This window comes from Sphingomonas sp. 10B4, from assembly GCF_035019905.1.
Taxonomy (GTDB): Bacteria; Pseudomonadota; Alphaproteobacteria; order Sphingomonadales; family Sphingomonadaceae; genus Sphingomonas; species Sphingomonas glacialis.
In genome coordinates this window covers 1-284 of the sequence record NZ_JASJVC010000265.1, presented here as the reverse complement: position 1 = coordinate 284, position 284 = coordinate 1, and the positions used below count along the sequence as shown (strand labels likewise).

Sequence of the window (284 nt, the reverse complement as noted above, 5' to 3'; positions counted from 1 at the left end):
ACAACATACCGCCATGACCCATGGCGATGCCATCATCAACCGCAATGGTATTGAATTCCTTGGCCACACCACCAGCCGCTTCGATTTCACGCGCCACCATTTGACCAAGGTCTTTCAGATGCACATGGCCCGGCACGAATTGGGTAAACGAGTTGACGACGGCGATAATAGGTTTATCAAAATCACCGTCTTTCATGCCAGTGGCACGCCACAAAGCACGCGCGCCGGCCATATTACGGCCATGGGTGGTGGTACGGGAACGGTATTGCGGCATAGCTGACTCC

General features: G+C 54.2%; 1 protein-coding gene. It reads right to left on the bottom strand.

The annotated features are described in order from the left end of the window. Positions 1–274 (bottom strand): dihydroxy-acid dehydratase (locus QN347_RS19750; RefSeq protein ID WP_323494389.1); only part of this gene is annotated, 274 nt, incomplete at its 3' end. Positions 275–284 lie beyond the last annotated feature (10 nt).